This window comes from Oceanispirochaeta crateris (genome assembly GCF_008329965.1).
In the GTDB taxonomy this organism is placed as follows: domain Bacteria; phylum Spirochaetota; class Spirochaetia; order DSM-2461; family DSM-2461; genus Oceanispirochaeta; species Oceanispirochaeta crateris.
The window spans coordinates 3,325,229-3,342,945 of sequence record NZ_CP036150.1 but is presented as its reverse complement, the minus strand read 5'-3'; the positions used below and the strand labels follow the sequence as shown (position 1 = coordinate 3,342,945).

The 17,717-nt window shown below is 44.9% G+C and carries 11 protein-coding genes; 7 read left to right on the top strand and 4 right to left on the bottom strand.

The annotated features are described in order from the left end of the window. Positions 1–6 precede the first annotated feature (6 nt). Entirely contained in the window at positions 7–2,001 is a 1,995-nt protein-coding gene (locus EXM22_RS15235) for a methyl-accepting chemotaxis protein (protein ID WP_149487340.1), read from the bottom strand. A 157-nt stretch (positions 2,002–2,158) separates the two neighbouring features. Between EXM22_RS15235 and EXM22_RS15230 the strand changes: the two genes are divergently transcribed. After that, positions 2,159–4,960, top strand: a complete 2,802-nt coding sequence (locus tag EXM22_RS15230; RefSeq protein WP_149487339.1) for a M16 family metallopeptidase — start codon at positions 2,159–2,161, stop codon at positions 4,958–4,960. 26 nt (positions 4,961–4,986) lie between these two features. Here the strand turns inward: EXM22_RS15230 and EXM22_RS15225 are convergent, their stop codons facing one another. Together EXM22_RS15225 and EXM22_RS15220 are read right to left on the bottom strand one after the other, a co-directional pair. Continuing rightward, a complete protein-coding gene (locus tag EXM22_RS15225) occupies positions 4,987–5,484 on the bottom strand; it encodes a DUF2147 domain-containing protein (protein ID WP_149487338.1) in 498 nt (165 codons plus the stop codon). 96 nt (positions 5,485–5,580) lie between these two features. Then, entirely contained in the window at positions 5,581–8,445 is a 2,865-nt protein-coding gene (locus EXM22_RS15220; RefSeq protein WP_149487337.1) for a M16 family metallopeptidase, read from the bottom strand. Positions 8,446–8,728: 283 nt separating this feature from the next. On the opposite strand from EXM22_RS15220, the gene EXM22_RS15215 reads away from it, so the two are divergent. The 5 genes from EXM22_RS15215 (at position 8,729) to EXM22_RS15195 (ending at position 15,598) form a co-directional block, all read left to right on the top strand. Continuing rightward, on the top strand, positions 8,729–11,443 hold the full coding sequence (locus EXM22_RS15215) for a CHASE2 domain-containing protein (protein ID WP_168203547.1): 2,715 nt from the start codon (positions 8,729–8,731) through the stop codon (positions 11,441–11,443). A 23-nt stretch (positions 11,444–11,466) separates the two neighbouring features. Next, positions 11,467–12,054 (top strand): outer membrane beta-barrel protein, encoded by a 588-nt coding sequence (locus EXM22_RS15210; protein WP_149487335.1) that lies wholly within the window; start codon positions 11,467–11,469, stop codon positions 12,052–12,054. A gap of 217 nt (positions 12,055–12,271) precedes the next feature. After that, positions 12,272–12,484, top strand: a complete 213-nt coding sequence (locus EXM22_RS15205; protein WP_149487334.1) for an OadG family protein — start codon at positions 12,272–12,274, stop codon at positions 12,482–12,484. A gap of 16 nt (positions 12,485–12,500) precedes the next feature. Next, positions 12,501–14,294 carry a biotin/lipoyl-containing protein gene (locus tag EXM22_RS15200; RefSeq protein WP_149487333.1) on the top strand — a complete coding sequence of 598 codons (1,794 nt, stop codon included), beginning with the start codon at positions 12,501–12,503 and terminating at the stop codon, positions 14,292–14,294. Positions 14,295–14,368: 74 nt separating this feature from the next. Next, positions 14,369–15,598 (top strand): sodium ion-translocating decarboxylase subunit beta, encoded by a 1,230-nt coding sequence (locus EXM22_RS15195; RefSeq protein WP_149487332.1) that lies wholly within the window; start codon positions 14,369–14,371, stop codon positions 15,596–15,598. 120 nt (positions 15,599–15,718) lie between these two features. Here the strand turns inward: EXM22_RS15195 and EXM22_RS15190 are convergent, their stop codons facing one another. After that, on the bottom strand, positions 15,719–16,228 hold the full coding sequence (locus EXM22_RS15190) for an NUDIX hydrolase (RefSeq protein ID WP_210411500.1): 510 nt from the start codon (positions 16,226–16,228) through the stop codon (positions 15,719–15,721). Positions 16,229–16,372: 144 nt separating this feature from the next. On the opposite strand from EXM22_RS15190, the gene EXM22_RS15185 reads away from it, so the two are divergent. Beyond that, the gene (locus tag EXM22_RS15185) at positions 16,373–17,713 is read left to right on the top strand and encodes an ion transporter (RefSeq protein ID WP_149487331.1); all 1,341 of its coding nucleotides are present in this window, start codon (positions 16,373–16,375) and stop codon (positions 17,711–17,713) included. The last annotated feature ends 4 nt before the right edge of the window (positions 17,714–17,717 follow it).

Here is a 17,717-nt window from a genome sequence, read left to right as displayed (position 1 = left end):
CGAAGATCATCCTCTATCAACATCCGAGTCATCAGGATCTTCCGCTTGTGAGGCATCCACAAAAAGCTCAGCCGTATCCTTAGTGCTGTCTTCTGAAGAAGGGATCTCCGATGAGTCAAGATCCTCTAAAACGGCATCTTCACACTGATCATCGGTCTGAAAGAAATCCAGTTCAGCACCGATCCTACCGGCAATTGACCCGATAGACCCCGTAATATCCTTTATTTTATCAATGGCCAGGGTAATATTACCCACACCCTCAGAAACCTGGTTGATGCTTGAATTGACACTTCCAGAAATAGCCTGGACATTTTCAACAGCTTGAATCATGTTCTGGGACTGCTCGTTCATACTTGAAGAATCCTGACGTACCTCAACGGTCATGGTTTGGAGTGAACTCATGGCCTGCTGAATCTGATCTCCCCCGGATTTAAGTTCAACCATGCTCTGGCTTATTTCTTTCAGGGAAGAAACCAAATCCTCCACTTCCGAAACAGACTTTGAAAAGGTCGACATCGTAACATCACTTGAATCGGTAGCCTCTTTGATATTTTGAATGATCTCGGTCAGAGAGGTTCCGATTTCACGAGAGTTCTGTGAGGACGCCTCAGCCAGCTTTCTGATTTCATCAGAAACAACAGCGAAACCTTTTCCGTATTCTCCGGCATGGGCGGCCTCTATGGCTGCGTTCATGGAAAGAAGGTTCGTTTGCGAAGAGATATCTTCAATCACCGAAATCATATTCCTGATGGCGTCGATACTGCTGTTTATTTTCTGGATGGATTGAGATGTGTCTTTCAACTGACTGTTCCCGGCATCCATTGAATTGGACATCTCTTCCAGGCTTCCCAGTTTTTTAATCGTCACCTGTTCTACATTGGCGATGGAAGCCATCATCTCATTGACTGCAGCTGAGGATTCTTCAATCATGGCTGTTTGTTCTAATATGCTCTGATTCAATGTTTCTATTTTTCCGGAAATAAACTCTACCGATTCATAGGAAATTCTTGCGGTTTCATCCAGCTCCTGAATATCCTGTTTCATCTCATCAGTGCTGATCTTGATGTTACGACTGGTCGTAGTTGTATCTTCCACCTGATTGATCAGCTTGTCCCGAACGATGAGATTCTCATCGGAGACACATTTTATCCTGTCGATGATGCCTCTCATAGAATTCTGAAAGAGGGATAAATTCGAGTTAAGCCTGGCCAAATCGTCCTTTGAATTCACCGTTCCTACGGATCTCAGGTCCCCATCCTTGAGACGGGAAATGCTGCCCTCAATACTCTTAATATTATTGACAATCTGATTTGTAAAAATGATAGAGCCGGTAAAGACGAGAGAGAGGATGATGATCAAGCCTATGAGAGAGTAGGTGAGACTCCTTTTTTCTACAACCCTTATTTCTCTTTCTACAAACTCAAACTGCTCTGAAATAACAGTCACGGAGCTTTCAAGAACATTTTCATAAATACTATGCTGGGAGAGATAGTTTGTAAAAGCAAAACTAAACTGGTTCGCGTTGGTTGAATTCAGGTTTTCGGAGAACCGTTTTGTCTGGTAGATTTTTACAAAAGAAAATGAGTCGATGAATACATAAATCTCTTCAACGGATTCTCTGAACTTCTGATCGGCATTCTTAAACTGTGTCAATCGTTCCAGCTTCATCTCGTTCAACCTGCTGATGATATCCAGGGCTTCCGCAATATTGCCACTGGTCGCTCTTAGATACTCGACTGACTGCAGTTCAGCGAAGAGAGAATTTGTCTGTTCAACACTTTCATAAAAGTCTTCTGACATGCGAACAAAAGGAGACTGCCCCAAGAGCCTATTCATAAGGATTTGTTCGTTCAAAATACTGTTTTTCAGGGCATCCAGAACGTTCTTTTCTGTTTCAATCTTTTCGATCGGAGCCATAATCATAAAGTAGAGACCAACAATGGAACAAAATAATACAAGGAAAACTGTAACGAGAGATAGAAGCTTTGCTTTAATAGTCATAAATCAATACCTTCTGTTTTTAGATTTTTGTCATACATTTTTCTTTTTTTTTTTACATAGAATCAGTTACAATGAAAAAAGAGGGATACTTGTGATTATACCATCCCTTTATTACAAAATCATCTATTATTTAACAGGACCGAAATAGGAAGGCACTATGAATCACATGCGTAAATATACATATCTCCTCATATTGTTTGTACTTCTGCATCCTCTGCTCTGGGGAGAAGGACAAGGAGAGGCGATTCCCCTGGAACCCACAGTCCTGCATGGGACCCTTGACAATGGTATGCAATACTACATCAAGCATAACGAGACTCCCGAAAACAGGGCCGTCCTAAGGCTGGCTGTCAATGCAGGCTCCCTGATGGAAGATCCGGATCAGCTAGGTATGGCGCATTTTTTAGAGCACATGGCCTTCAATGGTACGGCTTCCTATGAGAAAAATGATCTTGTCCACTATCTACAGGGTATAGGCATGCAATTCGGGCCGGATATCAATGCTCATACCTCCTTCGATGAAACTGTATACAAGCTTATGATTCCCCTAGATCAGCCTGAAAACCTCAGCACAGGATTGGATATTTTGGAACAATGGGCTTTCCATATGAGCCTTGAAACCAAGGACATAGAAGAAGAAAGAGGAATCATATTAGAAGAGTGGCGACGCGGTCTGGGAGCTTCACGCAGAATGATGGATGCAGCCTACCCTCAAATTATGTATAAATCTCAGTATGGAGAACGGCTTCCCATCGGAACAGAGGAATCGATTAAAACCAGTACTGCAGAGTCAATCCGCCGCTTTTATAATGATTGGTACCGCCCCGACCTGATGGCCATCGTTGCCGTGGGTGACTTTAACCCGGAAGACATAGAAAATGAGATTAAAGAACGGTTTGAAAAATATTCAAACCCACAACGTCCCCGGGAACGGGTGGAACCTCCGGTTCCCGATCACAGGGAAACCGTTTTTACAAATCAAAGCGATCCTGAAGCCACATGGACCGCGGCCATCGTTTTTAATAAATTCCCAAAAACAGAAATAAGAAATAAGGCAGACATCAGGGATGGACTCATGGAGGATCTCTATCTGACGATGTTCAATAACAGGCTGGAAGACCTGCAAAACAGTCCAGAGCCGCCCTTTAGCTATGCTTATGTCGACTTCAGCTCTCTCACCAGAGAGAAAACATTTCACACCATGACCGTTGTGACAGCTGAAGACGACTTATATGGCGGGTTCAAGACACTCTTGACTGAAGAAAAAAGAATTAAAGATCATGGATTCACAGAATCAGAACTCATCAGAGCCCGCAAAGAGCTCTACTCTAGAATGTTTACGGCCTACAACAACAGGAATAACAGAGAATCGGCAGAATTAGCAGAAGAATATGTACGGCATTTCCTGGATCAATCTCCAGCACCGGGAATTGAGTATCTCTGGTCCGTCTTCAACGAGAGCATAGAATCCATAAAACTCGAGGATATCAGAGAGAAAAGTCATCAATGGCTGAGTGAAGAAAACAGGGTCATCTATACAATGTCACCCCAGCGGGACGATCTTGAAGCCATTGACCCAATCGTTCTTTCGGGAATCAAATTCAAAGTAAATCAGACGGAAACCGAAGTTCTGGAAGACAAAGTGACCGAATCCTCTCTTATGGAACATGTTCCCGAAGCGGGAAGCATAATAGGCAGGAGAGAGCTAACGGAGGCAAAAGCTGAAGAGTTGACACTCAGTAATGGAGTCCGGGTTGTCCTTAAGAAAACAGACTTTAAGGAAAATGAAATCCTCTTTTCCGCCATGTCTCCCGGGGGGATTTCACTGGCAGAGGATGAAAATTATTTGAGTGCCTCCTTCGCTTCTCAAATTGTTAAATTGGGAGGAGTGGGAGCCTTTTCCAAGCAGGACCTTGATAGAGTCCTGGCCGGTTCCACTGCCAGCCTGCAGCCAGTGATCAGCGAGATGAGCAGCGGCGTAAGAGGCAGCAGTACAAGGAAGGACTTAGAAACACTCTTTCAGCTAAACTATCTCTACTTCAGCGCTCCCCGACTGGATAAACCCATGTGGGATTCCTATAGGACACGTCTGGGGAACAATCTAAAAAATAGAGACTCAAATCCCATGACCCAGTATTCAGACCTGCTGATCTCTTTGCTATATCAGGATCACCCCAGAAGCCAGCCGCTTAAGGAAGAAATGCTCCCTGAAATTGACCCTGCTATGGCTTTTGATTTCTACAGGGATCGTTTTTCCCAGGCTGAAAATTTTACATTCTTCATCACAGGCAGCTTTGATGAAGAACAGCTCATTCCGTTGATCGAAACGTATCTGGCTTCCCTTCCAAATGCAGGAAGCCCTGAGACTTGGCAAGACAGAAATCTGCGATACCCCAAGGGACAAATAAGAGAGAGTCTAAGCAGCGGGCAGGACCCGGTGAGCTATGTCACAATGATTTATCCTGGAGAATGGGAATGGAGCAACCTGGAAACTCAACTGATACAGGCTGTCTCTGATTCACTGCAGATGATGATCACAGAAGAAATCAGGGAAAATGCAGCAGGCACCTACAGCCCATCCGTATCTGTCACCCCTGCGAAGGTTCCCTATGAAGACTATTATTTTATGATCTCCTTCTCATGCGATCCGGAAAGAACAGAAGATTTAGTGAACCTGGTCAAACAAACCCTGAACAATATCAAAGATGGAAAAATTGAAGACCGGTTTGTTCAGGATGTGATAAAAGCGCGAACTGTTTTACTGGAAGAGGAACAGAGAAAGAACAACTTCTGGCTATCCCGTCTGGAAAGAAACTACTTTCTGGACCTGGACGACAGTGACATCGTTGCTGTAAATGAACTGGAAGGAAATTATACAAAAGAGGTTTTTCAAGATAGGATTTCCCGGTACTTCTCCGACGAAGACAACCTGGAAGTCATCCTTTATCCTGCGGAATAAGCCCCCCAAAAAAAGGGGGAGTGCTATTATTGGGGAATAGACGGGACGATGCTATTTGGGTCCGAAACACCCGAAGGAAGATCCCTTGCTGTGGCCGGGAGCCAAGTCTGGTTCCGGCCGATGGGACCAATCTTACCACGGACAATCAGGTTTCCGTTTTCAAGCCAGATCTCTGATGAATAGACTTTCCCCTGCTGGGGATCCATGATCTTTCCCTTCTTCCATTTATCTCCTTTTTTCTCCATATTCCAGATAAAATCCAGACCTGAGAAAAAAGGAGTTCCCTTGACATTTTCTGCCCTATGAATGGGATTGATGTACGTATCTTTCAGGACCCCTTCTTCATAGGTCACCAAGATTCTTCCAAAAACTTTTCCTTCATACTCATACACTTTAACAATAGATTTGACTTCCCCAGTCGTATCATCAACGGTCTTCCACAGACCAAGGATTCCTGAATTAGCCATTAAAGGGGCTGTAAAAAAAGATAAAATAAAGAACACACATAAGATTTTTCTTGTCATGACTCTTCCTCAAAAAATAGATATCGCTCATTTTAGCATGACTTGATACAAAGACAAGGAGGGAGAGGGAAAAGAATACTGTTTCTGCTTTGTTTTTTAATAATTGAACAATTCATCCGGGTCCAATTCATAAAGAGGACCGCGTTTCTCCAAAGATTTCAGATCGAGTTCATCCCGGTTTCCCAGAATAAGGATGTTGTTTTTAACGGGAATCACAGAATTCCTGAAATACTCTTCCATCATGGTATAGCTGTAGCTTTCCAGATCATGAAAGATCTTCTGCCTGTAGTCCTGGTTCAATCCGAGTTCCTGAGCTTCCCACCAACTCCAGAATATATCCGCATCGGCGATCCTTTCGGAAGACTGGCTCTTCAAAAGAGCCGTCCTGGCTTCCTCAAAAAGACGATCCCTGGCTGGGACTCTTTGAAACAATCGCTCCATCTCACTCAAAGCTTCGGGAAGTTTATCTGCCTGAGTTCCTAGATAACTTGAAAGGATATGCCTGTTTTGAGGGGATTCAGGAACCGAAATGCTGGAGTAGGCCGTATAGGCGAGGCCCCTCGCTTCCCGAATTTCCTGAAAAAATAGAGAGTTCAGACCAGCTCCGAAAAACTCATTGAACAGAGTGATAGATGCCAGATGACTGGATCTGAAATGGCTTTGAGCCGCCAATCTGAAAACTTCGGCCTGCACCATGTCATGATTTGTAAAGAAGACATTCCCGTCCCCTTCTTTTTCAACATACTTTTTTTTAGGTCGCAGGGTAAGCGTATTTCCTGTTCCAGGATGCAGATCAATCAAGAGGGTCCGGACTTCATCCAAGGATCTGGTTCCATAGTAAAAAAGTTGATGGGGGAGATCAAATAAACGCCTGATCTCATGGGTCAGATGATCCGCATCCATGGACTTCAGGTCTTTTTCAGCGATGATATCCCTAAAAGGAGAATCCGGACCATAAAGACCCCAGGAATAAAGCCCCCCAAAGAGGAGGACCTTTTTACTGAGCTTGGCATCCTTCCGCCTTTTGATAAGCCCCTGAATGTATTTTCTATAGCTCCTTCGGTCTCCCCTCCCTCTCCGGATCAAAGACTGAGTAAAAGACAGGGCTTTTTCGAGATCCTCATCTTTGCCATACAAAGAAAAGACGGTCCGTTCAAGATCCACCTGAATAGAAAGGTCTATCCCTAATAAAAAAGCTTCTTTCTGCAAGGCGTCAGGGCTGAGAGAGTCAGTTCCCAGATATGGAAAATAATCACCCGCAATGGGCAGCCAGGGGGAAGAACTCTTTCCTTCAGGAAAAATAAAGGTAACCTCAAAAAGATCATTTTTCTTATTGGCGCAGCGGCTGATTTTAACGGCACGATTCAAGTCACAATGTTCCAAGTCTCTATTATAATCCGGAAAAGAAGGGTTACGATAACCCGGATTTCTGGATCTGAGATCAGCAAAGAATGCTGATTCTTTGTTATAATCAATGTTCAAGGCCGTAATCTCGGGCTTATTCACAAGCTCCTGAGCCGGGTCTTCACCTTCTTTCTTGTCTATACGAACATAGGACTCATTGAACTTATCCTTGACAAAGGCAATCAAATCTTCGGCCGTCAGGTTTTTCAGCCTATCTAGACGGTTCAAATACTCAGACCAACTGATTCCCTCACTGAAACAGTCGGCAAAGGCATCTACAATTTGGTTCGATTCAAGATCCTGAGTTTGTTCTATCTCTAGAAATTTGATAACGCCCTTGAGGAGCCGGTCATCAAACTCTCCCTTTCTGATCAGATCCAGCTGTTTGAGCAAGAGCCTGTGGACAGACCCGAGAGACTGCCCCGGACCGGGAGTACCATAAAGCACAAACCAGCTATAATCGCCTGCCGTGCTGAGGCTGCTGCCGCCGTCTAGAATCTTCTGCTTCTGCACCAGATTCAGGTCTATGAGCCCTGCCTGACTGTTGCTGAGAATGAGATCCAGCATACAAAGAGGATCATAATCTTCTGAGCGGACACCACCAAAACGGAAACCGGTCATAGTAAACTCAGAATCGGCTCCCTTGATGCCATGCTTCTCGGATCGCCTCAGGGGTTTTGCATTTCTGGGACCAGGAAGTGGCTTCTCCAGACTTGGCGGATTCCATTTTCCCCAGGTTCTGTCTATCAGCTCCAGAGCTTCTTCACGATCAAAATCTCCGGCCAGGCAGAGTGCCATATGTTCGGGACGATACCAGGTATTCCGGAATTCTTCGATTTTCTCAATGGAGGGAGCCTTGATATGTTCTTTTTTACCTAAAATGGTGTGGCTGCCGTATTCATGACCCGGAAAGAGTTTTTCCAGGAGCAAATCCCTGGCCCTGGAAAAATCATCATCCAGATCCTGATTGAATTCCTCAAAGATGGCCTCGATCTCTGTTAAGAAAGAGCGGATTACAGGTCTGGAAAATCGTTCAGATTCCAGACTGATCCAGCGCTCCAGTTCAATTGAGGGAATATCGCATTTATAAACTGTTTCATTCACACTGGTATAGGCATTCACACCTCTTGCCCCCAGATGGGAAAGGATGCGGTCATACTCTCCGGGTAGACTCAAGACGGAGGCCTTCTGGTTGAGGGCATCAATTTTTTGAAAGAGCTTCTTCCGTTCCTCCTCATCCTCAACCTCTCTCAAAGATTCGAAAGCCCTGCTTATCTTTTCCAGGAGGACTTTTTCTTCTGATCTCCTCAAAGTCCCAATCGACTCTGACCCCTTGAACATCAAATGTTCCAGAATATGCGCTGCCCCTGTGGACTCTTCCGGATCCTGTGCAGATCCGGCTTTAATGACAATCCTTGTTTCAATCCTCGGTTTATGATTTCTGCAGGAAAGATAGAGGGTCAGTCCGTTGGATAGGGTATGAGTTGTAAGATTGTAGGGGTCTTCTGGTGAATTTATCTGATCGGAACTGTTCCGCTTATCTGCTTTCAAAAACATAACAGCATAATATATCCGATTCCCTCATAAGGGGATAGATACAGGACCGAGGTACCAGAGAAAAAGGCCGTCCAGAAGAGCTGTTTCAAAATGAGGACAGCAGAGTCTTTTCCTTAATTTCTACAGTAAGATGCAGAGCAAGAGGAGCCCCCACAATAGGATCTCCTATGTTTGGATCTTCAATTTCCTGACAAAAAAAATGATTCTCTCATTCAAATCTGATCTTTTTTTTATGGAAATCCATGATGAGACGTCTATAATGAAACAATACTGGGAGGTATTCATGAATAAAAAATACATGTTTCTGGGAATCCCCCTCTTATTGAGTATTTTGTTTTCGTCACTATTAACGCTGGAATCTTTTCAGACCATAGAAAACTCAGTTTATGACCTCATGTTGCGTATCAAACCAAAAGTGGTTGAAGATGAGGACCTACTTCTGGTCAATATTGATGACCTGACTATTACAAATATTAACATGTACCCCTTAAGCCGGGATATTTTTGCCGATGGCCTCATTCTGATGCGTGAATTGGGTGCGGAATACGCTATTTTGGATATTGAGTTTATCGATAAGAGTCCTGCCGGCCTGAACAACAGATATCTGGAAGAACAGATTCCCAATGAGTTCAATGATGTTTTTTATGACCTTTCCCAGTATCAGGCTGACTTTCTGAATGCCCTTCAGAATAATCAAATTGCCCTGGAAGACATTCCCTATTATCAGACGATTTTGAGTGATTACAACTATCAAAAGCAGCAGGAATTGCTGAATAATGTCAATCTCATAGCCAGGAACAACGATGAATACCTTGGCCGGGCCATCAGTTTTTTTGGCAATGTCATCGCCACAGTAAACATGATGGAAGACCTGGATGATACGACACCCCAATCTCTTAGAGATCTGGCAAAGGAAAAATTATCACTGAACCACTACTTCAGCGTTCCCTATACGGGTTTCGAACCCGCAATTGATATAAAGCCAGCTATAAATGAAGTTTTGTCCAATTCTCTCAATGCAGGCTTCCCCAGGGTGAGTATTGACCCCGACGGGGTAAGACGGCGGATTGATCTGATCTTCGATTATCAGGGAGAATATTATCCTCAGCTGGGATTCTCTGCTCTCCTTCAGAGGATGGACGTTCAATCCATGGAAAGAACAAAAAATTCGCTTATTCTGAAAGGTGCCAAACCTAAAGGAGGGGACAGACAGGACATTGAAATCCCCTTGGACCGCACTGGCAAGATGTTGATCAACTGGCCCAAAGAACCTTACATAGATAGTTTTAACCATATCAGTTTTTTCAGCCTCTATCTTCATGATAAAATGTTTTCTGACCTGATATACAACATGACCCTTCTGGATGGGCAGGGATTACTGGAAGCTCCTTTTTATGAAGGCGATTATCCCCTCATGGATCTGTATGAGTATATGGAAAACCTGAAAACGGATCATATGAGCGGAATCAAAGAAATTGATCTTGAAGAGTACATTCCCCTGCGAGAACTGTTTCTATCCGAAACAGACGCCTACATGAACGGGGATGCCGAGCAGTATATTTTGAGTGAATTGCAGAGGTATATGGACCTACCCGATCTACCGGAAGAACAGATGCTGCGGTATCAGGACCTGAGCGCCTTCATACCCGAGGTATTCAGTGCCGCCCGCAATCAGATCAAAGAGATCCAGGAACTCCGGGGAAATCTGAAGAAAGACCTGGAGGGCTCCCTCTCCGTCATCGGTTATTCGGGAACATCAACGACTGATATCGGGGTGAACCCTTTTGAAAAAGAGTACATGAATATGGGACTCTATGCGGCTGTCACCAACACAATCCTATCGGGGCAGTTTCTGGACGAGTCTCCCCTCTGGCTGCCCATGCTTGTGACAATCCTCATGTCTCTCCTCACAGGTTGGATCGTATCACGCCTGAATCATCCCGTTTTAGGAATTGTTTCAGGCCTCTCCATTCTGATTCTTACCGAAGGCGCTCTCATTGCCGGATTTATTTTTACCGGTACCTACACCCCGTTATTCACTCCAGGAATATCCATCCTTCTATCTTTCATCTCCATTGTGAGCGTTAATCTCATTTTCTCATCCAAGGAAAAAGGATTCATCCGCAGCGCCTTTGCCCAATACCTGTCATCGGACGTCATCAACGACCTCCTAAATGACCCTTCCAAACTGGCTCTGGGAGGAGAAGAACGCCATATGACCGCCATGTTCACCGACGTCAAAGGATTTTCATCCATCTCTGAAAAACTGACTCCCCAGAGCCTGGTATCCCTTTTGAATGAATACCTCACAGAAATGAGTAATCTGATCATGGAGGAAAAAGGGACAATTGATAAATACGAGGGTGATGCAATCATCGCCTTTTTCGGAGCGCCCCAGCCCTTTCAGGATCATGCCATAAAAACATGCCGGGCCGCCATAAGAATGAAAAAGGCAGAGTCCATTCTCAACGAGAGGATGCTGGCAGAAGAACGCAGTCCCGGTCCTTTGTTGACGAGAATTGGAATTAATACGGGCGATATGGTCGTAGGAAACATGGGGACTCTCAAGAAGATGGACTACACCATGATGGGAAATGCGGTGAACCTTTCTGCTCGGTTGGAAGGGGTAAACAAGCAGTACGGTACATGGATACTCATCAGCGATTCCACCTATAAAGAAACGGAAGATCAGTTCACCGTCCGGCAGCTAGACCGGGTAAGAGTGGTGGGGATAAACGAGCCAGTCCGCCTTTATGAATTGGTCGACGAAAAACTCCTGACACCGGAAAACGTTCTTGAGGGACTTGACTGTTTTCATAAAGGAATGGAACAATTTGAAGCTAGAAACTGGTCAGAGGCCAATAATTGGTTCAAAAAGGCCAGAAAATTTATTCCTGAAGACGCTCCGTCTGAAATCTACATGAAACGCTGTCTCAAGTTCAGCCAGGAGCCACCACCCAAAGATTGGGATGGTGTTTTCAACCTGACACAAAAATAGAGAATTGAACCTGGAGAAGAACCATGACTAAAAAAAGCCGCAGGAGAGGGCTCCTGTTTCTATGCTTGATCTTTACAACCATTGCCCCTCTGGCCGCAGATGAGTCCATCAAAGTACATATGGTGACAAACATGGGGTTTGACCCTCTGAGCAGATATCAGAACATTTCTTCCGGAACGGGCTTTTCTCTGGGACAGGAGGCCTATATCAGCTTGGGCGATAAATTGCAGATCGGTGCAGGAGGACAATACCTTCTGCCCAGAGAGATTTCTGGAGAAGGTCGCCTGGGATGGCAGCCCATTTACCTGGCGATGAAGCTGTTTTTTCCACAGAAGGACCTTCCTTTCTATCTCAAAGGATCCGCCGGATATACTTTTATTCAGGGAGACAGTAGCTTTATGGCAGGGAAAACAGACTTAGAAGGGGGCTTGTACTACCTTCTGGGTGCCGGTGTAGACCTGCCGTTCTTTTACACGGACTCGGTCAGGTTCTCCCTTGTTCTTGACATGGCTTATGCCTCCTTCTCTGGATCGGTCAAACAAAACGGTTCTGACGAATCCATTCAATATACAACAATGAATATGTCTGCCGGTATTGGAATGCGCTTTTAAGATTCCTGACAAATCAAAAAAAATATTTGTAATATTCAAATATTTGACACTTTAGGTCAGCCGTATCCCCCCATCGGGGCTTGTCACCCTCCACCTTTTTCAACTATATTTTATTCTGAATCGCTAATTGCTGATCGATTCTACAATGAACAGTCTCATGAAGAATATGACCAATATAATTTATGAGTCAATAAATAAATAATTGAGGAGCATCTAAATGGTAAATGGTCTAATTGTAACCATTGTTGGTATGTCCGTGGTGTTTCTGTTTCTGACTCTTCTGGTCGCAACAACAACTTTTATGTCCAGATTAGTCCTGAAGTTTTTCCCCGAGCAGGAAAAACCGGCTGCTCCCGCCGTCAGAAAATCATCCGCAGACGCTGAGATTGCAATAGCAATTGCAGCTGTCAAAGCTCACACACAATCCTAAAAGAGGTTAGATTCCCATGAAAAAACGCGTAAAATTTATGTGTACAGCCTTCCGTGACGGATTCCAGTCCGTATACGGGGCCCGTGTCCTTACCAAAGACTTCCTGCCTGCCGTCGAAGCAGCATCCAAAGCAGGTATCAATCATTTCGAAGCTGGTGGTGGTGCCCGTTTTCAAGCCCCCTTCTTCTATGGAAATGAAAGTGCCTTCGACATGATGGACGAATTCAGAAAAGCCGCTGGCCCTGATGCCGACCTTCAGACTCTTGCAAGAGGTGTCAATGTTGTCGGCCTGAGTTCACAGCCCAGAGACATCATCAACCTGCATGCCAAAATGTTTAAAAAACATGGTATGACCACCATCAGGAACTTTGATGCCCTCAATGACGTTAACAACCTGATCTATTCCGGACAGTGTATCCATGATGCGGGACTGCGACACGAAGTTGTTGTTTCCATGATGGCTCTTCCTCCTGGGGTAACTGGAGCACATGACAAAGAATTCTACATTGGTGTATTAAAAGCCATCCTGGAAGCGGGAATCCCCTATGACTCAGTCTGTTTCAAAGATGCCTCCGGTACATCTACACCTAAGATTGTTGGAGAAACCATCAAGGCAGCCAGAGAGCTCCTGGGACCCGATATGAATATCGTTTTCCATTCCCATGAAACAGCGGGAGTTTCCATCCAGCAGTACGTTACAGCTCTAGAAGCCGGTGCAAGCCAGGTAGACCTGTCTCTGGCTCCCGTATCCGGCGGTACATGCCAGCCAGACCTTATGACCATGTGGCATGCTCTCCGCGGTACTGATTTTGACCTTGGAATCGACCCTAATGAAATCATGGAAGTAGAAGATGTTTTTACCGAATGTATGGCCGATTACTTCCTACCCCCTGAAGCCACCATGGTAAACCCCATCATCCCCTTCTCTCCTCTCCCTGGTGGAGCTCTAACAGCCAATACCCAGATGTTGAGAGACAACGGCCTGATGGATAAATTCCCCGAAATCACCAAAGCCATGGGTGATGTTGTTATGAAGGGTGGTTACGGAACTTCTGTAACACCTGTTTCACAGTTCTACTTCCAGCAGGCTTTTAACAATGTCATGTTCGGTCCTTACAAAAAGATCGCCGATGGATACGGTAAAATGGTTCTCGGTTATTTTGGAAAAACACCTCTGGCTCCAGACGCAGAGATTGTAAAAATCTGTCAGGAACAGTTGGGACTCGAACCCACAACAGAACTCGTTGTCGACATCAACGATAAAAATGAAAAACTGGGAATTGAAGCAGCTAAAAAGATGCTCACAGATAACGGAATCACCGATCTTTCTGATGAAAACATCTTCATCGCCGCGGCCTGCCAGGACAAGGGTATTATGTTCCTCAAGGGTGAAGCGAAAGTCAACATCATGAAGAATGCAAAGAAAGCCGCCTCTTCCGGAGCATCCTCAGCTGAAGGTTATACAGTCACAGTCAATGGAAAATCCTACGGTGTTAAACTGGATGGTGATAAAGCTGTGGTCAATGGTACAAGCTATGACATCGCTATCGCAGACGGAATTGATGCTTCGGCAGCAGCTCCTGCATCCAGTGGTGCATCAGAGGCAATAAAAGCCCCCATGCCCGGCCTCGTTCTTAGAATTCCTGTTGCCGTCGGCGACAGTGTTTCAGAAGGGGACGAAGTCATTGTTCTGGAAGCCATGAAGATGGAGACTCCTGTTTCCTCTCCCGTTTCCGGTACGGTGAAAGCTATTTCTGTAAAACAGGGAGATCAGGTCACTGCCGGACAGACCCTGATTGAAATAGGCTAAGTCCCGGTGGCTTTAACGGGAAATCACCAGGGCAGAAAATTTCTTGCCCTGGTAGACGCTAGGAGTAATAAACTATGACATTTGGACAGACAATAGTGGCTTCCTTTCGGGAGCTTTGGCTGACCACCGGTATCTTCGGCTTTTTGCAGGAAGGTGGCTGGGGTAATCTGGTCATGATAGCTGTAGGTTTTATCCTGCTCTATTTGGCCATCAAAAAAGAATTTGAACCACTTTTGCTCGTTCCTATCGGAATGGGAGCAATATTGAGCAATATTCCCTTTGCGGAAATTGCAGCACATACGAGTTTCCACGGAGAATTCACCGAAGGGGCCTTGCTTCTTCACGGAATAGCCGGTGGTTTTATTGGTATGTTTTACGACATGGGAGTCACCAGCGGCCTGTTTCCCCTCCTGATCTTTATGGGAGTGGGAGCCATGACAGACTTTGGTCCTCTACTGGCAAACCCCAAGACTCTGCTCTTGGGTGCCTCTGCTCAGTTTGGTATTTTCATTGCACTTCTGGGTGCAGTGGCCCTGGGTAACTACGTTCCCGGAATCACCTTCAATCTTTACGATGCAGCCTCCATTGGAATCATCGGGGGAGCGGATGGACCTACAGCAATATTTGTAGCCTCCAAACTTTCGCCAAGCCTGTTGGGAGCCATTGCGGTGGCGGCCTATTCCTATATGGCCTTGGTTCCCATTATTCAGCCTCCCATCATGAGAGCCCTGACAACCAAAGAAGAGCGTCAGATCAAAATGGAACAGCTCAGACATGTTACAAAGACAGAAAAGATAATTTTCCCTCTGACTGTCTTGGGAGCCTGTATTCTTCTTCTGCCATCAGCCACACCTCTCCTGGGAGCGCTGATGTTTGGAAACCTGGCAAAAGAGTGCGGTGTTACAGACAGACTTTCTGACACCATGCAGAATGCTCTGATCAACATTGTTACAATCATGCTGGGTCTGGCTGTTGGTTCAAAAATGCAGGCAGACCAATTCTTGAACCTGAATACATTGGGTATTCTAGCTCTTGGTTTGATAGCCTTCTGCTTAGGAACATCAACAGGAGTTATGTTGGCCAAATTAATGAACAAAGTTTCAAAAAGCCAGATCAATCCACTGATAGGAGCTGCCGGAGTTTCTGCAGTGCCTATGGCAGCCCGTGTTGCTAATAAGGTGGGTCTGGAAGAAAATCCCAACAACTACCTTCTCATGCATGCCATGGGACCAAATGTTGCTGGTGTAATTGGATCGGCAGTTGCAGCCGGTGTTCTATTGGCACTGGTTCCTGTACTCGGCTAATCTATAGCTTTATAAATAATCAAGGCCGCCTCAATGGGCGGCCTTTTTTTATTTGACATAAACTTTGACAATCATTTCTGATCACGGCAGAAGAGCCGCAACGGTCAGGACATCATAGGATTATCTTCCTGCTAGCTTTTCATATCGTTCCAGCTCATCCAGAAAGTTGGGCGTAAATTTCCGGGGGTCCGCTTCACTGATGGCCTTCAGCGACCAGAAGCGACCGTCATCAATTTCATCCTTTTCAATATCTATGGCACCGTTCCAGAAACATCGGTATGTTGAGACAAATTCCGATTCGTAATCGTTCTTATGAAGATAGCGGTAGAGAAACTCGATGACAGTACCTTCGATTCCCAGCTCTTCCTTCAACTCTCTGTAAGCAGCTTCTTCATAGGATTCGCCACTGTTGACATGTCCTCCCACAGAAGTATCCCATTTGCCGGGCTGAACGTCTTTCTTGATACTCCTTTTTTGAAGATACAACTCTCCAGAACTGTCAAAAATTAGAACATGTGCAACCCTGTGAATCATTCTAGGATCACCATGAAAATCCTCTCTATCCGCGCTGCCGATGACAATATCATTCTCATCCACCAAATCAAAGATCTCTTTTTCCATTACCTTCATTTGATCAACTCCTTTCTTGCGGTAGCATCAATCGTAACCCGGAAGGAACATCCATGCCAGTCATAAATAATACTTCTTTTTCTGTTAAATGCCAGAAAAGATTTAATAATACAGTTCATAAATAAGAGGACCGATAAGGGGATTATGAAGATTCCCATATTGAACCCCGATTCACACAGCAAGATCGGCTGGGATATACTTATCCTGATACTGACAATTGCCATTACGATCATAATCCCCCTCATCATGGTCTACCATCTTCCACTGTCTGGATTTCTACTTGTTTTTGATATTCTTATATCACTCATTTTTATAGCGGATATTCTGATAGAATCACATACTGCCTATTCTGATCAGCGAGAGTTGATCCGGGATAAAGAAAAGATAATGAACCGCTACATGGGGATGGCTTTTGTCACAGACCTGCTGGCGGCGTTTCCTTTTTTTATGATCCTTTCATTTTTTCAGAATCCTCTCCTGCTCCGGATAGCCCTCTTGAGTAATATTTTAAGACTCCTGAAACTCTTCAGGGTAAAAAGGACTATTGGACGAATCAGGAACAGCAAGCGACTGAATCCGAGTTTTATCAGGATGTCACTCCTTATTTTCTGGATACTCATCGCGGCTCATCTTATCTCATGCGCCTGGATGGCCATTTGGGAAGACCCTGCCGCCTTGAACCCCCTCAATGCAGAATCCATGTATCTCCGTTCCTTTTATTGGACCGTCACAACCCTGACAACCATCGGTTACGGAGATATTTCTCCCAGCACCAATCTGGAAACCATTTTTGTAATTATCATTGAACTCATCGGTGCCGGTATGTACGGTTTCATCATTGGTAACATTGCCAATATCATAGCCAATATTGACATTGCCAAGTCACAATATCAGGAGAAAATGGAGAAAGTCACAACCTTTTTAAGGTATAAGAACATTCCTCATGACCTGAAGGTAAAGATCAGTGACTACTATGATTACTTGTGGGAAAGCAGAAGGGGCTACGACGAATCTTCGATCCTCCAGGACCTTCCCAAACCTCTGAAGACCTCTGTATCCCTCTTTCTAAACAGAGGAATCATACAGAAGGTTCCCATTTTCAAGGGTGCCAACGAAGAGTTCATCAAGGAAGTCATTCTCAATTTAAATCCAGTGGTGTTTACCCCCGGTGACTATGTGGTCATCAAGGGTGAGATAGGTTATGAGATGTACTTTATCAGCCGGGGATCGGTGGATGTTGTCTCCGAAGACGAATCCATTGTTTATGCAACTTTGGGGGCCGGTTCTTTCTTTGGAGAGATTGCCCTTTTATTGAGCGCCCCCCGGAATGCCACGATCAAGGCTAAAGATTATTGCGACTGCTACTCTCTGGACAAAGAAACCTTCGATCAGATCCTAGTTCGTTTTCCCGAATTTGCCGAGAAAATACGGGAGATGGCAGAAAAACGTCGCGCAGAAACGGAAGAAAAACAAAAGAAAAAGTGAGAAG